14 protein-coding genes are annotated in these 17,516 nt (G+C 57.1%); 13 read left to right on the forward strand and 1 reads right to left on the reverse strand.

Annotated elements, in window-relative coordinates:
• Window positions 1–53 precede the first annotated feature (53 nt).
• The 11 genes from trmJ to sseB all read left to right on the forward strand — a co-directional run bounded on the left by trmJ (window position 54) and on the right by sseB (window position 9,097).
• Window positions 54–791 carry a tRNA (cytosine(32)/uridine(32)-2'-O)-methyltransferase TrmJ gene (gene trmJ, locus MUU47_RS15480; RefSeq protein ID WP_258968032.1) on the forward strand — a complete coding sequence of 246 codons (738 nt, stop codon included), beginning with the start codon at window positions 54–56 and terminating at the stop codon, window positions 789–791.
• 246 nt (window positions 792–1,037) lie between these two features.
• A complete protein-coding gene (iscR, locus tag MUU47_RS15485; protein ID WP_258989056.1) occupies window positions 1,038–1,529 on the forward strand; it encodes a Fe-S cluster assembly transcriptional regulator IscR in 492 nt (163 codons plus the stop codon).
• Between the two features lie 240 nt (window positions 1,530–1,769).
• Entirely contained in the window at window positions 1,770–2,984 is a 1,215-nt protein-coding gene (locus MUU47_RS15490) for an IscS subfamily cysteine desulfurase (protein WP_258989059.1), read from the forward strand.
• A gap of 22 nt (window positions 2,985–3,006) precedes the next feature.
• Window positions 3,007–3,393, forward strand: a complete 387-nt coding sequence (gene iscU, locus MUU47_RS15495) for a Fe-S cluster assembly scaffold IscU (RefSeq protein WP_015703172.1) — start codon at window positions 3,007–3,009, stop codon at window positions 3,391–3,393.
• Between the two features lie 15 nt (window positions 3,394–3,408).
• Window positions 3,409–3,732, forward strand: coding sequence for an iron-sulfur cluster assembly protein IscA (gene iscA / locus MUU47_RS15500; protein ID WP_110508907.1), 324 nt, complete (start codon window positions 3,409–3,411; stop codon window positions 3,730–3,732).
• 64 nt (window positions 3,733–3,796) lie between these two features.
• On the forward strand, window positions 3,797–4,312 hold the full coding sequence (gene hscB, locus MUU47_RS15505) for a co-chaperone HscB (RefSeq protein WP_258989061.1): 516 nt from the start codon (window positions 3,797–3,799) through the stop codon (window positions 4,310–4,312).
• 137 nt (window positions 4,313–4,449) lie between these two features.
• Entirely contained in the window at window positions 4,450–6,300 is a 1,851-nt protein-coding gene (gene hscA, locus MUU47_RS15510) for a Fe-S protein assembly chaperone HscA (RefSeq protein ID WP_258989062.1), read from the forward strand.
• A gap of 1 nt (window position 6,301) precedes the next feature.
• Window positions 6,302–6,637 carry an ISC system 2Fe-2S type ferredoxin gene (gene fdx / locus MUU47_RS15515; protein WP_159776243.1) on the forward strand — a complete coding sequence of 112 codons (336 nt, stop codon included), beginning with the start codon at window positions 6,302–6,304 and terminating at the stop codon, window positions 6,635–6,637.
• Between the two features lie 2 nt (window positions 6,638–6,639).
• Entirely contained in the window at window positions 6,640–6,840 is a 201-nt protein-coding gene (iscX, locus tag MUU47_RS15520; RefSeq protein WP_110508915.1) for a Fe-S cluster assembly protein IscX, read from the forward strand.
• Between the two features lie 52 nt (window positions 6,841–6,892).
• On the forward strand, window positions 6,893–8,179 hold the full coding sequence (pepB, locus tag MUU47_RS15525; RefSeq protein WP_258989063.1) for an aminopeptidase PepB: 1,287 nt from the start codon (window positions 6,893–6,895) through the stop codon (window positions 8,177–8,179).
• Window positions 8,180–8,317: 138 nt separating this feature from the next.
• A complete protein-coding gene (gene sseB / locus MUU47_RS15530) occupies window positions 8,318–9,097 on the forward strand; it encodes an enhanced serine sensitivity protein SseB (RefSeq protein WP_133460568.1) in 780 nt (259 codons plus the stop codon).
• 47 nt (window positions 9,098–9,144) lie between these two features.
• Here the strand turns inward: sseB and sseA are convergent, their stop codons facing one another.
• On the reverse strand, window positions 9,145–9,993 hold the full coding sequence (gene sseA, locus MUU47_RS15535) for a 3-mercaptopyruvate sulfurtransferase (protein ID WP_258989064.1): 849 nt from the start codon (window positions 9,991–9,993) through the stop codon (window positions 9,145–9,147).
• A 177-nt stretch (window positions 9,994–10,170) separates the two neighbouring features.
• Between sseA and MUU47_RS15540 the strand changes: the two genes are divergently transcribed.
• Window positions 10,171–15,126: an alpha-2-macroglobulin family protein gene (locus MUU47_RS15540; protein ID WP_258989065.1), complete on the forward strand. Its 4,956-nt coding sequence runs from the start codon at window positions 10,171–10,173 to the stop codon at window positions 15,124–15,126.
• A gap of 1 nt (window position 15,127) precedes the next feature.
• The gene (pbpC, locus tag MUU47_RS15545) at window positions 15,128–17,452 is read left to right on the forward strand and encodes a peptidoglycan glycosyltransferase PbpC (protein ID WP_258989066.1); all 2,325 of its coding nucleotides are present in this window, start codon (window positions 15,128–15,130) and stop codon (window positions 17,450–17,452) included.
• The last annotated feature ends 64 nt before the right edge of the window (window positions 17,453–17,516 follow it).

Here is a 17,516-nt window from a genome sequence, read left to right on the forward strand (position 1 = left end):
CTGTCTTCGCTTTATGATAATATGGGTGAATAATCTTTAGCCGAAGAATGACAATGCTGCAAAATATTCGAATCGTACTGGTAGAAACTTCCCACACTGGCAACATGGGCTCCGTGGCCCGCGCCATGAAAACCATGGGGTTAACTAACCTTTGGCTGGTTAATCCACTGGTGAAGCCTGACTCTCAGGCTATCGCGCTGGCGGCCGGTGCCAGCGATGTGATTGGCAACGCGCAAATCGTCGATACTCTCGATGATGCGCTGGCAGGCTGTAGCCTCGTGGTCGGCACCAGCGCGCGTTCTCGTACGCTGCCGTGGCCGATGCTCGACCCGCGTGAATGTGGGCTGAAAAGCGTGGGCGAAGCCGCTCAGGCGCCGGTCGCACTGGTATTTGGCCGCGAACGCGTGGGCCTGACCAACGACGAACTGCAAAAGTGTCACTACCACGTGGCGATTGCCGCGAATCCGGAATACAGCTCGCTGAACCTGGCGATGGCGGTACAGGTGATTGCCTACGAAGTACGTATGGCATGGCTGGCTTCTCAGGAAAAAGAAGAAAGCAGTGAAGCGGAAGCCGAAGAAGTGGCGTACCCGCTGGTGGACGATCTGGAGCGTTTCTACGGTCACCTCGAGCAAACGCTGCTGTCGACCGGCTTCATTCGTGCCACGCATCCGGGGCAGGTGATGAACAAACTGCGTCGTCTGTTTACCCGTGCGCGCCCGGAAAGCCAGGAGCTGAATATCCTGCGCGGGATGCTGGCATCGATTGAGCAGAAGAATAAAGAACAGTAATGCCGGTACCCGGTGGCGCTGCGCTGACCGGGCCTACGGCTCGAATTCGTAGGCCTGCGCAAGCGAAGCGCTATCGGGTAAAATACGCCTGAAAACCGAGAGCGCACGGATGGTTAAATACCTGACTAAAACAGTCAGGTAAATAGTTGACTGTTTTAGTCAGGAATGTCAGACTTCCTCCTGCTATGCAATACATACATTTTAATAACACCCCCGGGCAGGGGCGAGTTTGAGGTTAAGTAAGACATGAGACTGACATCTAAAGGGCGTTATGCCGTGACCGCGATGCTGGACGTTGCGCTCAACTCCGAATCGGGCCCGGTACCGTTGGCCGATATTTCTGAACGTCAGGGAATTTCACTTTCCTACCTGGAACAGTTGTTCTCCCGCCTGCGTAAAAATGGACTGGTGTCCAGCGTACGTGGCCCGGGCGGCGGTTATCTGCTGGGTAAAGAAGCCGGTAGCATCGCCGTTGGCGAAGTGATCAGCGCAGTCGATGAATCCGTAGACGCCACCCGTTGTCAGGGTAAAGGCGGCTGCCAGGGCGGCGATAAATGCCTGACCCACGCGCTGTGGCGCGATCTGAGCGATCGTCTGACCGGTTTCCTGAATAACATCACCCTTGGTGAGCTGGTGAATAACCAGGAAGTGCTGGACGTCGCTGACCGTCAGCACACGCAAGAGTCCCATCGCAGTACCCGCGGACAAGACTCAATCGACGTCAAATTGCGCGCATAATTTACCCGTCATCTTTCGGGCTGCAACTGCGTTGGCCGCACTTGCTCGCCCCAGTCACTTACTTGATGTAAGCTCTTGGGGACTCTCAAGTTTGCCGCCTTGCTGCAACACGAACGATTTGGGTAAATATAATAATAGAATTTCAGAATCAGGCCGGGGCGCTAAGCCCCGTAAACACGGTCGTACATCCAGCCGGTTGCCTGGTTCATTGCATTGAGTGATGTACGGAGTTTAAGAGCAATGAAATTACCGATTTATCTCGACTACTCCGCAACCACGCCGGTGGACCCGCGTGTTGCCGAGAAGATGATGCAGTGCCTTACCCTGGACGGAAACTTTGGTAACCCGGCTTCCCGTTCACACCGTTTTGGCTGGCATGCTGAAGAGGCGGTAGATATCGCCCGTAATCAGATTGCAGAGCTTGTGGGCGCTGACCCACGCGAAATCGTCTTTACCTCTGGTGCGACCGAATCTGACAACCTGGCAATTAAAGGTGCGGCCAACTTCTACCAGAAAAAAGGCAAGCACGTCATCACCAGCAAAACCGAACACAAAGCGGTTCTCGACACCTGTCGTCAGCTCGAGCGCGAAGGGTTTGAAGTGACTTACCTCGCCCCACAGCGCAACGGTATTATTGACCTGAAAGAACTCGAAGCGGCGATGCGTGATGACACCGTCCTCGTTTCCATCATGCACGTGAATAACGAAATCGGCGTGGTGCAGGATATCGCGACTATCGGCGAACTGTGCCGTTCACGCGGTATTATCTACCACGTTGATGCGACCCAGAGCGTGGGCAAACTGCCTATCGATCTGAGCCAGCTGAAAGTTGACCTGATGTCCTTCTCGGGTCACAAAATCTACGGCCCGAAAGGTATCGGCGCGCTGTACGTGCGTCGTAAACCCCGTATCCGTATCGAAGCGCAGATCCACGGCGGCGGTCACGAGCGCGGTATGCGTTCCGGTACGCTGCCTGTGCACCAGATTGTGGGCATGGGTGAAGCTTACCGCATTGCCAAAGAAGAGATGGAAACCGAGATGGCGCGTCTGCGCACTCTGCGTAACCGTCTGTGGGAAGGCGTAAAAGACATGGAAGAGGTTTACCTGAACGGTGACCTCGAGCAGGGCGCGCCAAACATCCTCAACGTCAGCTTTAACTACGTTGAAGGCGAGTCACTGATCATGGCCCTGAAAGATCTGGCCGTGTCTTCCGGTTCCGCCTGTACGTCTGCGAGCCTTGAGCCGTCTTACGTACTGCGTGCGCTGGGCATGACTGACGAGCTGGCACACAGCTCCATCCGTTTCTCTTTAGGTCGTTTCACTACCGAAGAAGAGATCGACTACACCATCGTGCTGGTACAGAAATCCATCGGTCGTCTGCGTGAACTCTCTCCACTGTGGGATATGTTCAAGCAGGGCGTGGATATCAACAGCATCGAATGGTCGCATCATTAATCGGTAGACAGGAGAATTCAAAATGGCTTACAGCGAAAAAGTTATCGATCATTACGAGAATCCACGCAACGTCGGCTCGTTTGATAACAGCGACGACAGCGTCGGCAGCGGCATGGTCGGCGCACCGGCCTGCGGCGACGTGATGAAGTTGCAGATTAAAGTCAACAATGAAGGTATCATTGAGGACGCGCGCTTCAAGACCTACGGCTGCGGTTCTGCTATCGCCTCCAGCTCCCTCGTGACCGAGTGGGTGAAGGGTAAATCCCTGGACGAAGCACAGGCTATCAAGAACACTGATATTGCCGAAGAACTCGAACTGCCACCGGTGAAAATTCACTGTTCTATCCTGGCAGAAGACGCGATCAAAGCCGCCATTGCGGACTATAAAAGCAAACGTGAAGCTAAATAAGATCTGAGGTTTTTTATGTCGATAACCCTAAGCGACAGCGCTGCTGCACGAGTCAGTTCCTTCCTGTCCAACCGTGGCAAAGGCTTCGGTCTGCGTCTGGGCGTGCGGACTTCCGGTTGCTCTGGTATGGCCTACGTGCTGGAATTTGTTGATCAACCGGACGCCGAAGACACGGTGTTTGAAGACAAAGGCGTGAAGGTTGTGGTCGATGGCAAAAGCCTGCAGTTCCTCAACGGCACTGAACTGGACTTCGTAAAAGAAGGCCTCAACGAAGGGTTTAAATTTACTAACCCGAACGTTAAAGACGAGTGCGGTTGCGGCGAAAGCTTCCACGTTTAATCACGCGTAAGATAACCCCACGGTGGCCAGGCTGCTTGTGGGGTTTGCTTTTTCAGAGATAGCTATGGACTACTTCACTCTCTTTGGCCTGCCTGCCTCTTATCACCTCGATAGCCAGCAGCTCGCCACGCGCTTTCAGGATTTACAGCGCCAGTTCCATCCGGACAAATTCGCCAGCCACTCTTCCGCCGACCAGCTTGCGTCGGTGCAGCAATCCGCAACCATTAATCAGGCGTGGCAAACTCTTCGCCACCCGCTGATGCGCGCGGAATATCTGCTGTCACTGCACGGTTTTGATTTGGCGAGCGAGCAGCACACGGTGCGCGACACGGCGTTTCTGATGGAACAACTGGAGCTGCGTGAAGAGCTCGATGAGATTGACCGCGCCAAAGACAGCTCCCGTCTGGATGCGTTTATGCGCCGTGTGAAAGGCATGTTTGACACGCGCCATCAGCAGATGGTCGCGGAACTCGATAATGAAGCGTGGGATAGCGCGGCGGATACCGTGCGTAAACTGCGTTTTCTCGATAAACTGCGAAGCTCAGCAGAACAACTCGAAGAAAAGCTCTTCTTACTCTAAATCATTCGGGTTGCAACAAGGCGGCAACGCAGCGACTCCGCAGGAGCTTACAAAAGTAAGTGACTGGGGGAGCGAGGAAGTCAACGCGGTTGTGGCATGAATGATGACGAGTAATTGATTTTGGAAGCTTAATTATTATGGCCTTATTACAAATCAGTGAGCCTGGTCTGAGTGCCGCGCCGCACCAGCGTCGTCTGGCGGCGGGCATCGACTTAGGCACCACCAATTCACTGGTCGCTACCGTGCGTAGCGGTCAGGCTGAAACATTGGCCGATAGCCAGGGGCGTCATCTGCTGCCCTCGGTCGTGCATTACCAGGCGCAGGGACATGACGTGGGCTATGACGCTCGCGCCAATGCCGCGCTGGACCCGGTCAACACCATCAGCTCTGTAAAACGCCTGATGGGCCGCTCACTTGCCGACGTGCAGGCGCGCTATCCACATCTGCCTTATCAGCTCCAGGCAAGTGAAAACGGGCTGCCGATGCTGTCGACCAACGCCGGTTTGCTGAACCCGATTCGTATCTCCGCGGATATCCTCAAAGCCCTGTCTGCCCGTGCGACCGAAACGCTGGAAGGCGAACTCGATGGCGTGGTGATAACCGTCCCGGCTTATTTCGACGATGCTCAGCGTCAGGGCACCAAAGATGCCGCACGTCTGGCGGGCCTGCACGTGCTGCGTTTGCTGAATGAGCCGACTGCTGCGGCCATCGCTTACGGTCTGGATTCCGGCCAGGAAGGCGTCATTGCCGTTTACGATCTTGGCGGCGGCACGTTTGATATTTCTATTCTGCGCCTCAGCCGTGGCGTGTTCGAAGTGCTGGCGACTGGTGGTGATTCAGCTCTCGGTGGCGACGACTTCGACCACCTGCTGGCGGATTTCATCCGTGAACAGGCGGGGATTGCCGACCGTTCCGATAACCGCGTGCAACGCGAACTGTTAGACGCCGCTATCGCCGCCAAAATTGCCCTCAGCGATGCCGACAGCGTTCACGTTGACGTGGCAGGCTGGCAGGGCGACATCACCCGCGCGCAGTTCAACGAGCTGATTGCTGCGCTGGTGAAACGCACGCTGCTGGCCTGTCGTCGCGCGCTGAAAGATGCGGGCGTCGAAAACGAAGAGGTTAAAGATGTCGTTATGGTGGGCGGTTCGACCCGCGTACCGTTAGTACGTGAACGCGTCGGCGAATTCTTTGGCCGCACGCCGCTGACCTCTATCGACCCGGATAAAGTGGTCGCCATTGGCGCGGCGATTCAGGCCGATATTCTGGTCGGTAACAAGCCGGACAGTGAAATGTTGCTGCTGGACGTTATCCCGCTGTCGCTGGGTCTTGAGACCATGGGCGGCCTGGTGGAGAAAGTCATCCCGCGTAACACCACCATTCCGGTGGCGCGTGCGCAGGAGTTCACCACCTTTAAAGACGGCCAGACCGCAATGTCCATCCACGTGTTGCAAGGTGAGCGCGAGCTGGTACAGGATTGCCGCTCTCTGGCGCGTTTTGCGCTGCGCGGTATTCCGGCGATGCCCGCAGGCGGGGCACATATTCGCGTCACCTTCCAGGTGGATGCGGACGGCTTGCTGAGCGTCACGGCGATGGAAAAATCGACCGGCGTAGAATCCTCTATTCAGGTGAAACCGTCTTATGGTCTGAGCGACACTGAAATCGCCACCATGATCAAAGACTCAATGAGTTTCGCCGAACATGACGTCCAGGCGCGCATGCTTGCTGAGCAAAAAGTGGAAGCGGCTCGCGTACTGGAAAGTCTGAACAGCGCCCTGGCAGCCGATGCCGCGCTGCTCAGCGTTGAAGAACGCCAGGCAATTGACGACGGAGTTTCTGTTCTGCAGAAAGCCGCCGTTGGCGATGATGCCGATGCCATAAAAGAAGCCATTAAAAATATCGACACACAAACCCAGGAATTTGCCGCACGCCGTATGGACCAGTCGGTCCGTAAAGCGCTGAAAGGCCAGTCCGTGGACGAGGTTTAATATGCCAAAGATTGTTTTTCTGCCACATCAGGATCTCTGTCCGGATGGCGCAGTTCTGGAAGCTCAATGCGGTGAAACCATTCTGGATGTTGCCCTGCGCAACGGGATCGAGATTGAACACGCCTGTGAGAAATCCTGTGCCTGCACGACCTGCCACTGCGTCGTTCGTGAAGGCTTCGATTCGCTGCCGGAAAGTACCGAAGACGAAGATGACATGCTCGACAAAGCCTGGGGTCTGGAACCGGAAAGCCGCTTAAGCTGTCAGGCGCGCGTCACCGATGAAGATCTGGTGGTCGAGATGCCGCGTTACACCATCAACCACGCACGCGAGCACTGATTATGGCGCTGAAATGGACCGACAGCCGTGAAATCGGCGAAGCATTGTACGATGCGTATCCGGATACCGATCCGAAAACCGTTCGCTTCACAGATATGCATCAGTGGATTTGCGCTCTGGAAGATTTTGAGGATGATCCCAACGCATCCAATGAAAAAATTCTCGAGGCGATTCTGTTAGTCTGGTTAGACGAAGCAGAATGATTCATCTAACGGGCTGCCTCTGGCGGCCCGTTTGCTCAATAAGGATAAGACAATGACCGAAGCGATGAAGATTACGCTGTCGACCCAGCCTGCCGATGCGCGCTGGGGCGAAAAAGCCACTTATAGCATTAACAATGACGGCATCACCCTGCACCTGAACGGCAAAGACGATGCCGGTTTGATTCAACGTGCGGCGCGTAAAATTGACGGCATGGGCATTAAGCATGTTGCGCTGGCGGGTGAAGGCTGGGATACCGAGCGCAGCTGGGCTTTCTGGGCGGGTTACAAAGGGCCGAAAGGCAGCCGTAATGTAGACTGGGCGGCACTGGATGATGCACAGAAAAGCGAACTCGATAACCGTCTGGCGATCGTTGACTGGGTACGAGACACGATCAACGCTTCTGCCGAAGAACTCGGTCCTGAACAGTTAGCCGCACGCGCGGTTGACCTGCTATGCCGCTTTGGCTGCGACAACGTACATTACCGCATCACCAAAGGTGAAGATCTGCGCGAGCAGGGCTACATGGGGATCCACACCGTTGGTCGCGGTTCTGACCGCCCACCGGTTCTGCTGGCGCTGGATTACAACCCAACCGGCGACGCTGACGCGCCGGTTTACGCCTGTCTCGTGGGCAAAGGTATCACCTTCGATACCGGCGGTTACAGCCTCAAGCAAAGCGCGTTCATGGACTCCATGAAGTCCGACATGGGCGGCGCGGCGCTGGTGACGGGCGCACTGGCATTCGCCATTACTCGTGGCCTGAACAAACGCGTGAAGCTGTACCTGTGCTGTGCAGACAACATGGTCAGCGGCAACGCGTTCAAACTGGGCGACATCATTAGCTATCGCAACGGCAAAAAAGTCGAAGTGATGAACACCGACGCCGAAGGCCGTCTGGTGCTGGCCGATGGCCTGATCGACGCTTGTGCGCAGAAGCCTGAGCTGATTATCGACGCGGCGACCCTGACCGGTGCGGCGAAAACGGCGTTGGGTAATGATTACCACGCGCTGTTCAGCTTCGATGACAAACTGGCTGCACGCCTGATGGCCAGCGCCGCGGCGGAAAACGAACCGTTCTGGCGTCTGCCGCTGGCGGAATTCCACCGCAGCCAGCTGCCGTCAAACTTTGCTGAGCTGAACAACACCGCCAGCGCTGCTTTCCCGGCAGGTGCAAGCACCGCGGCAGGCTTCCTGTCTCATTTCGTGGAAAACTATCACGAAGGCTGGCTGCACATTGACTGCTCTGCGACCTACCGTAAATCTGCCGTTGATCAATGGGCGGCAGGCGCAACCGGTCTGGGTGTGCGTACCATCGCGAATCTGCTGACCGCAGAGTAATCGTCTTGCCCGGCGGCGCTGCGCTTGCACGGGCCTACGAATTTCGTTGGCCGGGTGGCACTGCGTTTGTGCGGGCATACGGATTTTGTAGGCCGGGTAAGCGCAGCGCCACCCGGCGTTTTTTAAAGTAGTGAGCTTATGTCCGAACAAAAAAACGAATTAGAAACTTTACTGGAACAGGCGGCGACCGAGCCTGCGCACCGTCCGGCTTTCTTCCGCGCACTGCTTGAGGCCACGGTCTGGGTACCAGGCACGGCGGCGGAAGGCGAGCAGGTGGTCGAAGACAGCGCGCTGGACATCCAGCACTGGGAAAAAGACGACGGTACGTCGGTGGTGCCGTTCTTCAGCTCGCTTGAAGCACTGCAGCAGGCGGTGACTGACGAACAGGCCTTTGTGGTTATGCCGGTGCGCACGCTGTTCGAAATGACGCTCGGCGAGACGCTTTTCCTCAATGCCAAACTGCCAACCGGTAAAGAGTTCACCCCGCGTGAAATCAGTCATTTGATGGGCGAAGAAGGCAATCCGCTGAGCACCCAAACGGTGCTGGAGGGTGGCGCATCGCTGCTTCTGTCCGAAGTAACCGAGCCGCCAGCCCAAATGGTGGATTCCCTGACCACGCTCTTTAAGTCGCTCAAAACCGTGAAGCGCGCGTTTCTGTGTTCCATTAAAGAACACGCTGACGAGCAGCCAAACCTGCTGATTGGGATTGAAGTCGAAGGCGATGATATCGAGGCGGTGATTCAGGCGACGGGCAGTGTGGCAACGGATACTTTGCCGGGCGATGAGCCGATTGATATTTGTCAGGTAGTCGAAGGCGAGAAAGGCATCAGCCACTTCATGCTGGCGCACATCACGCCGTTCTACGAAAAACGCTGGGGCAGCTTCCTGCGCGACTTCAAACAGAACCGGATTATCTGATCCTGCACTGTCCCCTCTCCTTGTGTGAAAGGGGACAATATGGCGCCTTACTTCGCCGGTTCAACCGGTAAATCGTCGCGCGCACCCCATTCACTCCATGAACCGTCGTACAGCGTCACGTCTGGCGCACCCAGCGTGGCTAATGCCAGCACCACAACCGCAGCCGTTACGCCAGACCCACAGCTGGCAATGATAGGGGCGTTAATGTCCACGCCCTGACGCTTAAAAATAGTCTCCAGCTCATCCGTCGTTTTCAGTTCACCGCTAAAGACTAAATCATCCCACGGAACGTTATGCGCACCAGGAATATGCCCGCGCTTCAGGCCAGGGCGCGGTTCGTCTGCTTGTGCGTTAAAACGCGGTGCCGGGCGAGCGTCCACCAACTGGACAGAGCCTTCGTGGCTGGCGACCAGCACGTCGGTCAGGCGCTTGATATTCTCCGCCGCAAACGTCACCTCAAAATCGCCTTCCGGTAACGTGACATCGCCCGTTTCCAGCAGCAGTTCATCGCGCTGCCAGCCAGCAAGGCCGCCCGCCAGAATGGAAACGTTGTCCACACCAAAAGTGCGCAGCATCCACCAGGCACGCGGCGCGGAGAACAGATTGCCCTCGTCGTACACCACCAGATGTTTATCGCTGCTAATACCAAGCTCACGCATGGCGACCGCGAACGCCTCGGGGCGCGGCATCATATGCGGCAGGGAACTGGTGTGGTCCGACAGCGCTTCGATATCAAAAAACACCGCGCCGGGCAGGTGTCCGGTACGGTATTCAGCTGCCATATCACGCAGATGTTCCTGTCCGGCAGGTGCCATGCGGGCGTCAATAATCTGAATCTGTGGGTCGTGGATGTGTTCTGCCAGCCAGTCAGCGGCAACGAAATAGGAAGTGGTCATGGCGCTCTCCTTTTACCAGGGTTATTTCGATTGTCGGTTGTTTTGCCAGAGGCGACAAGTCAGGGAATGTCAGAAATGCAGCGACTATCAGAATTTATATGCTGTTGGTAAAACCCCGGATTAAGCATAATACTGTGTTGACGAAAATTTGAGGCTTTCTGGGCCAGGGGTTAAAGGATGAAACCGTATCGTTTGGCAGCGCTATCGCTCGCGCTGATTACCGCATTTTCGCTAAGCGGCTGTGATAATAACGACAAAGCGCAGACCGTGAAGCCTGCGGCTTCAGATGCTGAGACGCCATCGAAAACGTCGCCTGTTGCTCCGAGTGCGGCAACGCTGGATAAGCTGGCGGCGCAAAGTAAAGGAAAAGCGCTGACCCTGATTGATACGTCCGAAGTTCAGCTCGATGGCGCTGCGACACTGGTCCTCACGTTTTCTATCCCGCTTAATCCTGCTCAGGATTTTTCCAGCCGCGTACACCTTGTTGATAAGAAAAGCGGCAAAGTGGACGGCGCCTGGGAACTGGCACCTAATCTGAAAGAATTGCGCATGCGCCATCTGGAGCCCAAGCGCAATCTGGTATTAACCGTCGACCCGGACGTCGAGGCGGTGAATAAAACCACCTTCGATAAAACCTACGAACAGAACATCGCCACCCGTGATATCGCCCCAAGCGTCGGCTTTGCCAGCCGTGGCTCTCTGCTGCCGGGCAAAGTGGTGGCAGGGCTGCCGGTGATGGCGTTGAACGTGAATAACGTCGACGTGAATTTCTTCCGCATTAAACCGGAATCGCTGGCGTCCTTTATCAGCCAGTGGGAATACCGCAGTTCGCTCAGCAACTGGGAATCTGATGAGCTGCTGAAAATGGCCGATCTGGTCTATACGGGGCGCTTTGATCTTAATCCTGAGCGTAATACCCGCGAAAAATTGCTGTTGCCGTTAAGCGATATCAAACCGCTACAGCAGGCGGGCGTATACATCGCGGTGATGAATCAGGCCGGTCATTACACCTACAGCAATGCCGCGACGCTGTTCACTCTGAGCGATATTGGGGTGTCCGCGCACCATTATCATAATCGTCTGGATGTGTTTACTCAGAGCCTGGAAAATGGCGCGGCGCAAAGTGGCATCGACGTTCAGTTGCTCAATGATAAAGGTCAGACTCTGGCCCAGGCCAACAGCGACTCGAAAGGCCATGTCTCGTTGCAAACGGACAAAGACTCCGCCCTGTTGCTGGCGCGTAAAGACGGCCAGACTACGCTGCTTGATCTCAAGCTTCCGGCGCTGGACCTGTCAGAATTCGATATTGCAGGTACACCGGGTTACAGCAAACAGTTCTTTATGTTCGGCCCGCGCGACCTTTATCGTCCGGGTGAAACGGTGATTGTGAATGGCCTGCTGCGTGATAGCGACGGCAAGCCGTTGCCCGATCAGCCGGTAAAACTTGAAGTCGTTCAGCCTGACGGTCAGGTCGTTCGCACTGTCATGAGCAAGGCCGTTAACGGTCTGTACCAATTCAGTTGGGCGCTGGATGCCGGGGCGGCCACCGGAATGTGGCATGTTCGCGCCAGCGCGGGCGATAACCAGAATCGCGAATGGGATTTCCACGTCGAAGATTTCATGCCAGAACGCATGGCCCTCAACCTGACGCCAGAAAAAGCCCCGCTCGCGCCTGCAGAAGATGTCAGTTTTGCGGTGACCGGCTATTACCTGTACGGCGCGCCGGCGAATGGCAACGCGCTGCAGGGCAAGATGTTCCTGCGTCCGTTGCGAGACGCCGTGACCGCGCTGCCGGGCTTTGAGTTCGGTGACATCGCCGAAGAGAATCTCTCGCGTACGCTGGACGAAGTGCAGCTCAAACTCGACGCCAAAGGGCGTGGTGAGGTGAAAGTCGATAGCCAGTGGCAGGAAACACATTCTCCGTTGCAGGTTATCCTACAGGCGAGTCTGCTGGAGTCCGGCGGTCGTCCGGTTACGCGTCGCGCCGAACAGGCTATCTGGCCTGCGGAAACGCTGCCGGGGATCCGCCCTCAATTCACCAGCAAAGCGGTCTACGACTATCGCACCGACACCACCGCCAATCAGCCGATGGTGGATGAAAACAGCAATGCCGGGTTTGATATCGTTTATGCCAATGCGCAGGGTGAGAAAAAAGCGGTTTCAGGGTTGCAGGTCCGTCTGATCCGCGAGCGTCGTGACTACTACTGGAACTGGTCTGACAGCGATGGCTGGCAGTCACAGTTCGATCAAAAGGATCTGGTTGAAGGCGAACAAACGCTGGATCTTACAGCCAATGAAACCGGCAAAGTAAGCTTCCCGGTTGAGTGGGGTTCATACCGTCTGGACGTCAAAGCGCCGGATGACACTGTGAGCAGCGTGCGCTTCTGGGCCGGATACAGCTGGCAGGATAACAGCGATGGAACCGGGGCCGCGCGCCCGGATCGCGTCACCATGAAGCTCGACAAACCGGCCTATAAACCGGGCGACACCATCAAGCTGCACATCTCCGCTCCGGCGGCGGGTAAAGGCTACGCGATGGTGGAATCCAGCGAAGGCCCGCTGTGGTGGCAGGAAATTGATGTGCCTGCGCAAGGGATGGACCTGTCGATTCCGGTCGATAAAACCTGGAACCGCCACGATGTGTATCTCAGCACTCTGGTGATTCGTCCTGGCGATAAATCAAAATCGGCAACGCCAAAACGGGCTGTCGGCCTGCTGCATTTACCGCTCGGGGATGAAAACCGCCGTCTGAATATTGCGCTGGATACTCCGCAGAAAATGCGTCCGAACCAGCCGCTGACGGTGAAAATCAAGGCCAGTGCGAAAGAGGGGGCGTTACCGAAGCAGGTCAACGTTTTGGTCTCCGCCGTCGATAGCGGCGTGTTGAATATTACCGATTACACCACGCCGGATCCGTGGAATGCTTTCTTTGGGCAGAAACGCTACGGCGCCGATATCTACGACATCTATGGCCAGGTCATTGAAGGCCAGGGGCGTCTTGCCAGCCTGCGTTTTGGTGGTGACGGCGACGAACTCAAACGCGGCGGTAAGCCGCCGGTGAATCACGTCACTATTGTCGCCCAACAGGCACAACCGGTGACGCTGGATGATAAAGGTGAAGGCACCGTGACGCTGCCAATTGGCGACTTCAACGGCGAATTACGCGTTATGGCCCAGGCCTGGACGGCAGATGATTTCGGCAGCAGCGATAGCAAAGTCGTCGTGGCCGCGCCAATCATTGCCGAGCTGAGTACCCCCCGCTTCCTGGCGGGCGGCGATAGCAGTCGTCTTACGCTCGATCTCACCAACCTGACCGACCAGCCGCAAACGCTGAATGTGCAACTTACTGCAACGGGTTTGCTGCAACTCGAAGGCGCACAGCCAGCGCCCAGCAAACTTTCACCGGGCGCACGGGTAACGCTGTTCATTCCGGTGAGCGCGCACGATGGCTTTGGTGAGGGGTCAGTGCAGGCGACAGTCAGCGGCTTGACGCTGCCGGGCGAAACCTTCACTCCGCTGCAAAAAGAGTGGAAAATCGGCGTGCGTCCGGCCTTCCCGGCGCAAACTGTTAACGCGGGCGTGGCCCTGCAGCCAGGTGAAAGCTGGACGGTTCCGGCTTCACAGCTTGAGGGGTTTGTTCCGGAAACGCTGCAAAGCCAGCTGCTGTTCAGCGGAAAACCGCCGCTTAACCTGGCGCGTTACATTCGAGAACTGAAAGCGTACCCCTACGGCTGTCTGGAACAAACCGCCAGCGGCCTGTTCCCGCAGCTCTACACCAATGCGGCGCAGCTAAAATCATTGGGCATCACAGGTGACACCGATGAGAAGCGCCGTGCAGCGGTGGATTTGGGGATCGCGCGTCTGTTGCAAATGCAGCGCGATGACGGCGGTTTTTCCTTGTGGGACAAAGAAGGTTCAGAAGAATACTGGCTGACGGCCTACGTGATGGACTTCCTGACTCGCGCCAGCGAACAGGGCTACAGCGTGCCGGCGGATGCGATTACGCGTGGGAATAATCGCCTGTTGCGCTATTTGCAGGAGCCTGGGCTGATGACTATTCGCTACACCAATGACAGCCAGGCGAGCCGTTTTGCAGTGCAGTCATACGCCGCGCTGGTGTTGGCTCGCCAGCAGAAAGCCCCGCTGGGTGCGCTGCGTGAAATCTGGGAGCGTCATCTTCAGGCCAAAGCGGGCCTGCCGTTGATGCAACTGGGTCTGGCGCTGAAAGCGATGGGCGATGCGCCGCGCGGTGACGCGGCCATTCAACTGGCTCAGAACACGCCGCGTCAGGAGAACAACGGCTGGATGGCGGACTACGGCAGCGTGCTTCGCGATAATGCGCTGATGCTGAGCCTGCTTGAAGAGAACAAGCTGCTGCCGGATGTGCAAAATACGTTGCTGAACACCCTGTCACAGCAGGCATTCGGCGAGCGCTGGTTATCGACGCAAGAGATGAACGCGCTATTCCTGGCCGCGAAAGATTTGCAGGATTTGCCTGGCACCTGGCAGGCGCAGACCTCGCTTCAGGCGGAACCGCTGAGCGCCGATAAATCCCAGTCGCGCAATCTGACGGTTGATCAGCTGGCTTCACTGAATGTGAAAAACACCGGAACGCAGCCCCTGTGGCTACGTCTCGACAGCAGTGGTTATCCGGAATACGCCCCTAAGCCTGCCAGCAATGTGTTGCACATTACGCGCCAGTTCCTGGGGGCAGATGGGCAGCTGAAATCGCTCTCTTCGCTGCGCAGCGGTGATTTAGTGCTGGTGCATTTAGAAGTAGAAGCGAGCCAGAATGTACCGGATGCGCTGGTGGTGGACCTGCTCCCGGCTGGGCTTGAGCTGGAAAACCAGAATCTGGCCAACAGTAGCGCCAGCCTTCAGGACAACGGAGCCGAGGTGCAAAATCTGCTTAATCAAATGCAGCAGGCTGATATTCAGCACATCGAGTTCCGCGACGATCGCTTTGTTGCGGCGGTAGCGGTGAGCCAGGGGCAGCCCGTCACGCTGGTGTATCTGGCACGCGCCGTGACGCCGGGCACCTACGATGTTCCGGTGCCACAGGTGGAATCGATGTACGTTCCGCAATGGCGTGCCACCGGGGAGACCGACGGACCGCTGATCGTCACGCCATAAGATGACATTCACTCGTCTCAAAAAATCCCGCTGGCTTTGGCTGGCGGGGTTTTTCCTTTTTAGCGGACTGACGGCCTTTTTGGCCGACCGACTCTGGCCACTTCCACTCAATGAGGTCACCCCTGCACGCGTTGTCGTAGCGGAGGATGGCACGCCGCTGTGGCGTTTTGCTGATGCCGAAGGGATCTGGCGCTATCCGGTCACCATTGAAGACGTTTCGCCACGTTATTTACAGGCGCTGATCCAATATGAAGATCGCTGGTTCTGGGATCACCCGGGTGTGAATCCGCTGTCGGTGCTGCGTGCGGCGTGGCAGGATCTGCGCGCCGGACGGGTGATTTCAGGCGGCAGCACGCTCACGATGCAGGTGGCACGTCTGCTCGATCCGCATCCTCGTACCTTCGGGGGAAAAATTCGTCAGCTGTGGCGCGCCTTCCAGCTGGAATGGCATCTCGATAAACGTCAGATCCTGACGCTGTATCTCAACCGCGCGCCGTTTGGCGGCACGTTGCAGGGGATTGGCGCGGCGAGCTGGGCCTATCTGGGTAAACCGCCGCAACAGCTCAGCTACTCCGAAGCCGCACTGCTGGCAGTGCTTCCGCAGGCGCCCAGCCGTTTGCGGCCCGATCGATGGCCGGAACGGGCTCAGGCCGCGCGCGATAAGGTGCTCGAACGCATGCTGACGCAGGGGGTATGGTCGTCACAGGTGGTCAAAGAAGCCCGACAAGAACCCGTCTGGTTGTTCCCACGGCAAATGCCTCAGCTGGCTCCGCTGTTTTCCCGCCGGGTGCTGGCAAAAAGCCGCAGTGAAAAAGTCGTCACTACGCTGGACGTTTCTCTCCAGCGTCAGTTGGAAGAGCTGGCGCTGAACTGGAAGTCGCGTCTGCCGCCGCGCAGTTCGCTGGCGATGATCGTGGTCGATCACACCAACATGAAAGTGCGCGGCTGGGTCGGCTCGGTGGACATCAGCGATGACAGCCGCTTTGGTCATGTGGATATGGTCAGCGCGGTGCGATCGCCGGGATCGGTGCTGAAACCGTTCATCTATGGTCTGGCAATGGACAGCGGGCTTATTCATCCAGCTTCTTTGTTACAGGACGTTCCACGGCGTTTCAGTGATTATCGACCGGGAAATTTTGACAGCGGTTTCCACGGCCCGGTTAGCATGAGCGATGCGCTGGTGCGTTCACTGAATCTCCCGGCGGTGCAGGTGCTGGAGGCCTATGGGCCGAAACAGTTCGCTGCTCGTCTGCGCAATGCCGGATTACCGCTCATTTTGCCCGGTGGCGATGAGCCGAATTTATCGCTGATCCTCGGTGGGGCCGGGGCGCGGCTGGCCGATATTACCGCCGCATACAGCGCGTTTGCGCGTCACGGGCAAGCCGGGCGATTACGTTTGCTGCCAGGCGATCCGTTGATTGAGCGCCCGCTGTTGTCTCCGGGATCGGCGTGGATTATTCGTCGCATTCTGGCGGGTGAGGATCAGCCGTTGCCGGACGGCTCACTGCCTGCGGTAGTCCCGCTGGCGTGGAAAACGGGCACCAGCTACGGCTACCGCGATGCCTGGGCTATCGGGATTAACGCGCGGTATGTGATTGGCATCTGGACCGGGCGTCCGGACGGCACGCCGGTGGTTGGTCAGTTTGGTTTTATCAGTGCTATTCCGCTGTTAAATCAGGTCAGTAATATGCTTTTGGCCCGTGCTACGTCCGCGAAAAATGGCCTGCCTGTCGACCCGCGCCCTGATTCCGTCAGCACTGGCACCCTCTGCTGGCCAGGCGGACAGGCGCTGGTGGCGGGTGACAGCAACTGCCGGCGTCGGCTGTCTACCTGGCTGCTGGATAACAGCCAGCCGCCGACGCTGCTTCTTCCGGGCCAGGACGGCCTGCGTGGCATTCGCTTCCCGGTGTGGCTGAATGCACAAGGGCAGCGCGTTGCGCCAGATTGCCCCGATGCAAAAGAGACAACGCTCGACGTCTGGCCGTTACCGCTCGAGCCATGGTTACCGCCCGGTGAGCGGCGCGCGGCACGTTTACCCGCCGCATCGAAAAGCTGTCCGCCGCTGCATCAGCAGGATTTGATTCCGTTGACGTTATCGGGCGTGCGCGACGGGGCAATCATCAAACGTCTGCCGGGTGAAATGCAGGCGGCAGTCGCGTTGCAGACCAACGGTGGGGAAGGGCGGCGCTGGTGGTTTATCAACGGTGAGCCGACAGAGAGCACGGGGCCGAATGTAACACTGTCTCTTGATAAAGTCGGTGAATACCAGCTGGTGGTCATGGATGAGGCTGGACAGGTTGCGGCTGCCACCTTTACGCTGCAATAAATGCACTTTCAGTGGGTTACGGGCGCGTGTTGCTGACATTCGTCTTATTTTAACAAAATGTTAC

The sequence above is a fragment of the Scandinavium hiltneri genome (assembly GCF_024764835.1).
In the GTDB taxonomy this organism is placed as follows: domain Bacteria; phylum Pseudomonadota; class Gammaproteobacteria; order Enterobacterales; family Enterobacteriaceae; genus Scandinavium; species Scandinavium hiltneri.

Coding starts and splice junctions, on each gene's coding strand:
- trmJ (WP_258968032.1), top strand. CDS start 54: ATGCTGCAAAATATTCGAATCGTACTGGTAGAAACTTCCCACACTGGC.
- iscR (WP_258989056.1), top strand. CDS start 1,038: ATGAGACTGACATCTAAAGGGCGTTATGCCGTGACCGCGATGCTGGAC.
- MUU47_RS15490 (WP_258989059.1), top strand. CDS start 1,770: ATGAAATTACCGATTTATCTCGACTACTCCGCAACCACGCCGGTGGAC.
- iscU (WP_015703172.1), top strand. CDS start 3,007: ATGGCTTACAGCGAAAAAGTTATCGATCATTACGAGAATCCACGCAAC.
- iscA (WP_110508907.1), top strand. CDS start 3,409: ATGTCGATAACCCTAAGCGACAGCGCTGCTGCACGAGTCAGTTCCTTC.
- hscB (WP_258989061.1), top strand. CDS start 3,797: ATGGACTACTTCACTCTCTTTGGCCTGCCTGCCTCTTATCACCTCGAT.
- hscA (WP_258989062.1), top strand. CDS start 4,450: ATGGCCTTATTACAAATCAGTGAGCCTGGTCTGAGTGCCGCGCCGCAC.
- fdx (WP_159776243.1), top strand. CDS start 6,302: ATGCCAAAGATTGTTTTTCTGCCACATCAGGATCTCTGTCCGGATGGC.
- iscX (WP_110508915.1), top strand. CDS start 6,640: ATGGCGCTGAAATGGACCGACAGCCGTGAAATCGGCGAAGCATTGTAC.
- pepB (WP_258989063.1), top strand. CDS start 6,893: ATGACCGAAGCGATGAAGATTACGCTGTCGACCCAGCCTGCCGATGCG.
- sseB (WP_133460568.1), top strand. CDS start 8,318: ATGTCCGAACAAAAAAACGAATTAGAAACTTTACTGGAACAGGCGGCG.
- sseA (WP_258989064.1), bottom strand. CDS start 9,993: ATGACCACTTCCTATTTCGTTGCCGCTGACTGGCTGGCAGAACACATC.
- MUU47_RS15540 (WP_258989065.1), top strand. CDS start 10,171: ATGAAACCGTATCGTTTGGCAGCGCTATCGCTCGCGCTGATTACCGCA.
- pbpC (WP_258989066.1), top strand. CDS start 15,128: ATGACATTCACTCGTCTCAAAAAATCCCGCTGGCTTTGGCTGGCGGGG.